The sequence below is a fragment of the Streptomyces sp. NPDC002144 genome (assembly GCF_053593695.1).
Genome location: NZ_JBSFDB010000064.1, coordinates 35,246 through 42,467 on the forward strand (window position 1 = coordinate 35,246; position 7,222 = coordinate 42,467).

A 7,222-nucleotide genomic window follows, 5' to 3' on the forward strand; every position below is an offset into this window, starting at 1 on the left:
GAGCATAGCGCCAGGCTGCAGCGGTGCCTGCGGGCCTTCGTTGCGGGGACATTGCAGGTTCATTGCATGATCCGTGCATGATGAGCAACTGGACTTGCCTATTACGCATCTACGGATAGTCTCCAGCCATCCCTCGCAATTGATGCTCACCAGGAGTTCGTCTTGTCCGCTCTGCGCCCGCTAGTACTCCTCGGTTCCGCGACGCTGCTTCTGGCGGGCTGCGCCGACCCCTCCCAGCCGGCCGACACCTCTTCCAGCACGTCGTCCGACGCCTCTGCCGCCGCCCCGATCGCGAAGAACGCCGCGCTCGCCGCCAAGGTCCCGGCCGCGTTGAAGGCGAGCGGGATCAAGGTCGCCAGCGACGTCAGTTACCCGCCGATGGACTTCTTCGCCTCCGACAACAAGACGGTCGTCGGCGCCGAAGCCGACCTCGACAAGGCCCTCGGCACTGTCCTCGGCGTCAAGGTCACCATCGTGAACGTGCCCTTCGACTCGATCCTGCCCGGCCTGCAGTCGGGCAAGTACCAGCTCGGCGTCTCCTCCTTCACGGACACCGCCGAACGGGAGAAGGCCGTCGACTTCGTCACCTACTTCGACGCGGGCACCTCCCTGCTGGTCCCGGCCGGAAACCCCAAGGCGCTCAAGCCCGGGGGCGATTCCCTGTGCGGTCGTGCCGTCGCCGTGGCGAAGGGGTCCACCCAGGCCCTCGTGGACCTGCCGGCCCGCGCCAAGACCTGCAAGACGCCGATCAAGGTCAGCACCTTCCCGGACGGCACCGGTGTGAACCTCGCCGTCACCAGCGGCCGCGCCGACGCCGCCCTGGCCGACTCGCCGGTCGCCGCCTATGCAGCCAAGCAGTCCGGCGGCAAGCTGGAGATCGCCGGCGACTCCTACGGCAACGCGCCCTTCGGCATCGCCGTGCCGAAGAACAGTGAGCTGACCGGGTTGCTCAAGTCGGCTCTGGAGGACCTCAAGGCGAGCGGCGGTTACGAACAGGTCCTCGCCAAGTGGGGCCTTCAGTCCGGCGCCTTGGACAAGTTCGAGATCAACGCGGCCTCATGAGCGAGGAGTTGCCGGTCTACCGCCGTCGCAGGCCGGGCCAGTGGGTGCTGACCATCGTCGTCGTGCTCCTGGCCGCGAGCCTGGTCCAGTCGCTGATCACCAACCGGCGCTTCGGCTGGGGCACGGTCGGTGCCTGGCTGTTCAGCCGGACGGTGATGACGGGCCTGTTGACCACCCTGGAGCTCACCGCCGCCGCCATGGCGATCGGGCTCGTGCTCGGTGTCGCGCTGGCGCTCATGCGGCTGTCGGACAACCCCGTCGCGCGGACCGTCAGTTGGGCCTACATCTGGCTGTTCCGGGGCACCCCGCTCCTGGTCCAGCTGCTGTTCTGGGGATTCATCTCCGCGCTGTACCCGACGTTGTCGCTGCACCTGCCCCTCCTGCCGGCGACCGGCGGCGTCTCCGCGAACTCCGTCATCACGACCTTCGCCGCGGCCCTGCTGGGTCTCGGCCTCAACGAGGCCGCCTATCTCGCCGAGATCATCCGGGCCGGGATCGTCTCGGTCGACCCCGGGCAGTTGGAGGCGGCGGACGCGCTGGGCCTTTCCCGAGCCAGGACGCTGCGCCGGATCGTCCTGCCCCAGGCCATGCGAGTGATCATCCCGCCGATCGGCAACGAGACCATCTCCATGCTCAAGACGACCTCCCTGGTGAGCGTGCTGGCCTACGCGGAACTGTTGTACTCCGTACAGATCGTGTACGCCCGCACCTACCAGACGATCCCGCTGCTGATCGTCGCCAGCATCTGGTACCTGGCCGTCACGACCCTGCTGAACGTCGGCCAGCACTACCTGGAACAGCACTTCGCGAAGGGCGGCAGCCGATGATGATCGAGGCCACCGGTGTCCGCAAGTCCTTCGCGGGGCGGGAAGTGCTGCGCGGAGTCGACCTCTCCGTACCCCGCGGGACGGTCACCTGCGTGATCGGGCCCTCCGGCTCGGGGAAGTCCACCTTCCTGCGGTGCGTGAACCGTCTGGAGCGGCCCGACGGCGGCCGGATCCTGGTGGACGGCGAACCGATCGGCTACGAGCCGTACCGGGACGGACTGCGCGAGCTGCGCCGCCGTGACCTGGCCCGGCAGCGTCGTGACATCGGCATGGTCTTCCAGCGCTTCCACCTCTTCCCGCACCTGACGGCCCTCGCCAATGTCGCCGAGGGACCGCTCGGCGCGGGCCGCCCCCGCGCCGAGGCCACCGACGAGGCGCTCGCGCTCCTCGACCGCGTCGGCCTGGCCGACCGGCGCGACGCCTACCCCGCCCAGCTCTCCGGCGGCCAGCAGCAACGCATCGCCATCGCGCGCGCGTTGGCGATGCGGCCGAAGCTCATGCTGTTCGACGAACCGACCTCCGCACTCGACCCGGAACTGGTCGGTGAGGTGCTGGACGTCATGCGCGGCCTCGCCGCCGACGGAATGACCATGCTCGTCGTCACCCACGAACTGGGCTTCGCCCGCGAGGTCGCCGACGAGATCGTCTTCTTCGACGACGGCCGGATCCTGGAGTCCGGACCACCCACCCGTGTCCTGACCGCCCCCGCCCACCCCCGAACCCGCGACTTTGTGACGAGAGTGCTGTGACGACCTTCCACGACGCCCCGGCCGCCGGTCCCCTCACCCCTCCCGGATCACGCGAGCACCTTTTCGCACCGTTCTTCTACATCCCCCGCCTCGGCGCCCGAATCACCCCGCTCCCCTTCCCCGGCGCATCGGATGCGACCGGCGTGACGCAGGACCCGGACCACCCGCTGTTCGCGGAATTCGGCTGGAGCGAACTCAAGGGCTGGGTCCGGGCCCACCCGGCGGTGGCGAGAATGCATCATCCGGAGCTGACGATCGCGTGACAGTCAGCGCAGCAGGGGCAGCAACTGGTCTCCGACACGGCTGATCTCCTGCTTGTAGGGGGTGTCGGAGAGGACGAAGTGGGTGATGCCGAGCTTGCGGTAGTTCTCCAGTGCCGTGGCGACGTCGGCGGCGGAGCCGACCAGCCAGGTGGTCCCCGCTCCCCCGCCACCGAACTTTCCGGGGGTGGTGTACAGGCAGGTGTCGAGCACCTCGCCCAGAGCGGCGAGGTCGAAGAGCCGCCGCTGTCCGACGGCGGTCCTGCGGTCCCCCGCCCAGGTCAGTTCCTTCCCGCCCTCCGCCGCCATCCTCGCGACCCGCTCCTCGGCCGCGCGCCACGCCTCCTGCGTGGTCTCGCGCACCACCGTCGTGATCCGCAGCCCGAACTCCAGCGGCTGGTGCCTGCGGCCCACCTGCTCGCTCAACGCCTTGAGCCGGTCGATCCGTTCGGCAAGTCCGTCGAGCGGTTCGCCCCAGAAGAGCTGGACGTCCGCCTCCGCCGCCGACACCCGCTCGGCGGCCTCGGACGCACCCCCGAAGTAGAGAGTGGGATGCGCTCTCACACCGGTCGCGTACGGGCGTGGGGCGACCGTGGACCGGCCGACCTGGAAGTGCTCGCCGTCGAACGTCACATCCTCCTCGGTCCACAGCCGCCGTACGAGATGGAGGAACTCCCTTGTGCGGTCGTAACGTTGCGCGGGATCGCTGCGTGTGTCCCCGTACGCGGCGAGGTTGTCCAGTCCGCTGACGATGTTGACCAGGACCCGGCCGCGGCTGAGCTGGTCGAGGGTCGCCGCCGCGCTGGCGAAGTGAGCCGGCTGCCAGTAGCCGGGGCGGATCGCGATCAGGGGCTTGAAGGTGGTGGTCCGGGCGGCCAGCGCGGTGGCGACCGTGAAGGTGTCCGGGCGCCCCCACCCGGTTCCCAGGAGTGCGCCGCCCCAGCCGTGTTCCTCGGCCGTGCGGGCGAGGTCGGTGGAGTACTCGACGGAGCCCCAGCCGGTCGTCGTGTCGTCACCGCGGTGCCCCGGCTCGACGGTGTTGGGGATGTACCAGAGGAATTCCGAGCTCATCGTGCTTCCGATCGCTGTGCGGGGTGGGTGGCCGTCGGAGGGCGCCTCGGGCACTGCGCGCGGATCGGTGTCGGACGCCCGGGGCGGCCGGACATACGTCCTGTCAGGTCAAAGCGGACGCGACAGCGGGCGACAGTGGACCGGCGAAAAGGATCAGGGGGTCAACACTGGGCGCTGGACACGCGTACGAGGTCGACGCATCGCTCGCTGGTGAGCAACAGGACCTCGGGCATGCGGTCGAGTCTCCGAGTGATCCACCGGAATGTCAATGCGCCCGCTCCGCCCTCGCACCGCCGTTCCGTAGCCACCCACCATCTGCCACCCGCTCAGCCCGAGTCGCTACCTGCAGGGCGGTTGCCACAAGTCGAGGCGGCCTTCGGCGCCGGTCCTCAGAATCAGTCCCGTACGGGCCGCAGTCACCTCATTGCTCCAAGTCCCGGAGACGCGGTTTCGACGAGCCGCTTCCGCAAGGAGGCGGCGCCTGATTCGGCGAGCCAGTGCGCCAGGGTACGCAGTCCGGGATGGATCACCCTCAGCGCATCGATGTCGGCGTGCCAGCGCGATCCGGCTGCCCAGCGTTCCCGCACCTGGGCGATCTCGGGGTTGAGTGCGGTGGCCTCGGCGTGGGTGATCTGCTCATAGCGCACGGTGACCCCCGTGGCCTCACTGATCGCAGCGACCGCCTCGACCGGGGTGGGGGCGTCCCCGGCCAGTTCCAGACTCCGTCCCGCGAACCGGTCCGGCCGGTCGAAGGCCAGCGCGGCGAACTCGGCGATGTCCTCCACCGCGATGATCTGGACGGGTTCGTCCGGCGGGAAGATGTGCCGGTGCACGCCGTGGACGATGCCGTCGAGGCCGACGGACGTCGAACCGAGGTAGTTCGACATGAACCGCACCGGACGCAGCACGGTCACCGACCGGACCCGTTCACGCAGGTAGTCCTCGATGCGTTTCTTCCCCTCGGAGCCGCCCGGGTGACCAGGCGTGGACGCGACTCCGGTGAACACGACGTGCTCGACTCCCGCCGTGGCCGCGGCATCGATCAGCGCCCGGCCCCGGGCGAACTCCAGCTCCACGTCCGAGCCGGCCGGCCCGAACGCCACGGGCGGTACGGCGAACAGTGCCGCTGCCCCGTCCAGCGCGGCAGGCAGACTCGACGGGTCGTCGAAGTCGCCGCGCACGAGCTCCGCTCCGGCGATTTCAAGTGATGTGGCGGCGGGTGCGGTCGTGTCCCGCACGAGCGCGCGCACCGGCCTTCCGGCCGCCAGGAGCCGGCGCGCGGTGGCTCCGCCCTGCCGACCGGTCGCACCGGTCACGACGACCAAGCGGTCAGTGGTCATGTCGTCCTCCGCCCCGGGATGGTCGGTGGACAGGTGGGGTTGGACCCGGGGTCGATGTGGAATGCTCCACCCGGTTGAGTGGCGCGGACAAGGGATTACGTGACATGACGGCAGTTCCCCGGGACGCGAGCCGGGCCGATGCCCGCCGTAACCGCAGGAAGGTACTCGCCGCCGCCTCGCGGGCGTTCGACGAGCACGGCCTGGACGTCTCGCTCGGCGCGATCGCACAGCAGGCGGGGGTCGGCGCCGGCACCGTGTACCGGCACTTCCCCAGCAAGGAGATCCTGCTGGAGGCCGTACTCGTCCAGCAGCTCGACGACCTGGTGGAGACCGCTCGACAGTGGGCGGCCCGAACGGACCCCGCCGCGGCGTTCTTCGGCTTCCTCCTGGAGGTCGTCGACACGTCCCACGGGCGCAAGCACACATGCGACGCCTTGACCACCGGGACGAGCTGGCCACGGCCGAGTCTGGCCGCGTCGGCGCGACGTTTCCGACAGGCCCTTGACCAGATGCTTCGCGCGGCCCAGCGTGCCGGCGACGTCCGCACCGACGTGGACACGGATGATGTGGCAGCCCTGACCCTCGGGTGTGCGACGCTGCGGGCCGCGCACCGCGACCGCAACGGAGGTGCCCGCATGGTGCGGCTGGCACTGGAGAGCTTGCGGGCACCTTCATCGGTCACGCAAGGCCAGATGTTTCGTGACACCCCGGGTTCTTTTCACACAGCGTCGTGTGAGGAATGCGGCGCCTGGCTCAAGCTCCGGCCCACCGGCCGGCCTGCCCGTTACTGCGGAGCGACATGCCGGCAGCGAGCGCATCGACGCCGCCTCGACACCGCAGGCATGCCTGATGGAGGGCGCGAGGGCGCTCCGCGATCCGCTCAGCCGAAGCGCCCGTTGACGTAGTCAGCGGTCCGCCCGTCCTGCGGGGAGTTGAACATGGCGTCGGTCGGACCGTGTTCGACGATGCCGCCCGGTTCACCCTGCTCCGCGAGGAAGAAGGCGCACAAGTCTGAAACCCGGGCGGCCTGCTGCATGTTGTGGGTGACGATGACGACGGTGACCTCCTGTGCGAGGCCCTGGATGGTTTCCTCCACGCGTCGCGTGGATGTCGGGTCGAGCGCCGAGCACGGTTCGTCCATCAGCAGCACCCGTGGCCGTACCGCGAGGGCCCGTGCGATGCACAGACGCTGCTGCTGGCCGCCGGAGAGCGCGCCACCAGGTTGGCGCAGTCGGTCCCGGACCTCGTTCCACAGACCCGCGCGGGTCAGGCACTCCTCGACCAGCGCGTCCTTGGCCGCACGGTCGGCCTTGACGCCGGTCAGCCGTAGTCCGGCCACCACGTTGTCGTAGATCGACATGGCGGGGAAGGGGTTGGGTTTCTGGAACACCATGCCGATGTCCCGGCGGGCCTGGGTGAGTCTGCGTCCGGGTGCGTACAGGTCGGCGCCGTCCAGTAGCACCTCTCCGGCGAAGGCGGCGCCGCTGATCAGTTCGTGCATACGGTTGAGGGTGCGCAGGAAGGTGGACTTGCCGCAGCCGGACGGGCCGATCAGTGCCGTGACGCGCCCGGCGGGCATGGTCAGGGAGACGCGGTCGAGCACCTTGTGGCTGCCGAACCAGGCGGACACACCGCGGGCGTCGAGTTCGGCGGGGCCGACGCCCGCGGTCGGACCCGCAGGGGTCGCGAGGCCGGGGGTGCGGACGGCGGGCTGTTCGGCCGTCTCCGCCTCGGTCCCCGCTGTCGCCGCTGTGTCGTACTCGACGGTGTTCAGTTGTGCGGTCTGTGCCGCCTCTTCGGCGGCCGCGGTCGTGTCGGTCATCGGGATTCCTCCGTGGATACCCCCGCCGTCAGGCGGGGGAGGAAACGGACTCCTGCGGAGCAGGGCAGGGAAAGCCGATGCGCCGCCAGGG

The 7,222-nt window shown here is 69.7% G+C and carries 8 protein-coding genes; 5 read left to right on the top strand and 3 right to left on the bottom strand.

The features are described 5' to 3' along the window. Positions 1 to 162: 162 nt before the first annotated feature. Genes ACWCQ1_RS45765 through ACWCQ1_RS45780 form a run of 4 tightly spaced genes read left to right on the top strand, consistent with a single transcriptional unit; the run spans position 163 to position 2,901 of the window. Complete coding sequence (locus tag ACWCQ1_RS45765; RefSeq protein ID WP_451029321.1) at positions 163 to 1,062, top strand: ABC transporter substrate-binding protein; 900 nt, start codon at positions 163 to 165, stop codon at positions 1,060 to 1,062. Then, on the top strand, positions 1,059 to 1,889 hold the full coding sequence (locus ACWCQ1_RS45770; RefSeq protein WP_451029322.1) for an amino acid ABC transporter permease: 831 nt from the start codon (positions 1,059 to 1,061) through the stop codon (positions 1,887 to 1,889). Before ACWCQ1_RS45765 ends, ACWCQ1_RS45770 begins: the two co-directional genes overlap by 4 nt. After that, positions 1,889 to 2,638, top strand: a complete 750-nt coding sequence (locus ACWCQ1_RS45775; RefSeq protein WP_451029328.1) for an amino acid ABC transporter ATP-binding protein — start codon at positions 1,889 to 1,891, stop codon at positions 2,636 to 2,638. Before ACWCQ1_RS45770 ends, ACWCQ1_RS45775 begins: the two co-directional genes overlap by 1 nt. Then, positions 2,635 to 2,901: a hypothetical protein gene (locus tag ACWCQ1_RS45780; protein ID WP_451029323.1), complete on the top strand. Its 267-nt coding sequence runs from the start codon at positions 2,635 to 2,637 to the stop codon at positions 2,899 to 2,901. The genes ACWCQ1_RS45775 and ACWCQ1_RS45780 overlap by 4 nt, the downstream gene beginning before the upstream one ends. A 3-nt stretch (positions 2,902 to 2,904) precedes the next feature. Here ACWCQ1_RS45780 and ACWCQ1_RS45785 read toward each other — a convergent pair whose 3' ends face one another. Together ACWCQ1_RS45785 and ACWCQ1_RS45790 are read right to left on the bottom strand one after the other, a co-directional pair. Then, the gene (locus ACWCQ1_RS45785; RefSeq protein ID WP_451029324.1) at positions 2,905 to 3,969 is read right to left on the bottom strand and encodes an LLM class flavin-dependent oxidoreductase; all 1,065 of its coding nucleotides are present in this window, start codon (positions 3,967 to 3,969) and stop codon (positions 2,905 to 2,907) included. A 416-nt stretch (positions 3,970 to 4,385) separates the two neighbouring features. Continuing rightward, complete coding sequence (locus tag ACWCQ1_RS45790) at positions 4,386 to 5,309, bottom strand: NmrA/HSCARG family protein (protein WP_451029325.1); 924 nt, start codon at positions 5,307 to 5,309, stop codon at positions 4,386 to 4,388. Between the two features lie 104 nt (positions 5,310 to 5,413). Between ACWCQ1_RS45790 and ACWCQ1_RS45795 the strand changes: the two genes are divergently transcribed. Continuing rightward, entirely contained in the window at positions 5,414 to 6,214 is an 801-nt protein-coding gene (locus ACWCQ1_RS45795) for a TetR/AcrR family transcriptional regulator (RefSeq protein WP_451029326.1), read from the top strand. Here the strand turns inward: ACWCQ1_RS45795 and ACWCQ1_RS45800 are convergent. After that, on the bottom strand, positions 6,190 to 7,131 hold the full coding sequence (locus ACWCQ1_RS45800; protein WP_133047852.1) for a phosphate ABC transporter ATP-binding protein: 942 nt from the start codon (positions 7,129 to 7,131) through the stop codon (positions 6,190 to 6,192). The two genes, ACWCQ1_RS45795 and ACWCQ1_RS45800, sit on opposite strands and share 25 nt — an antisense overlap. Positions 7,132 to 7,222 lie beyond the last annotated feature (91 nt).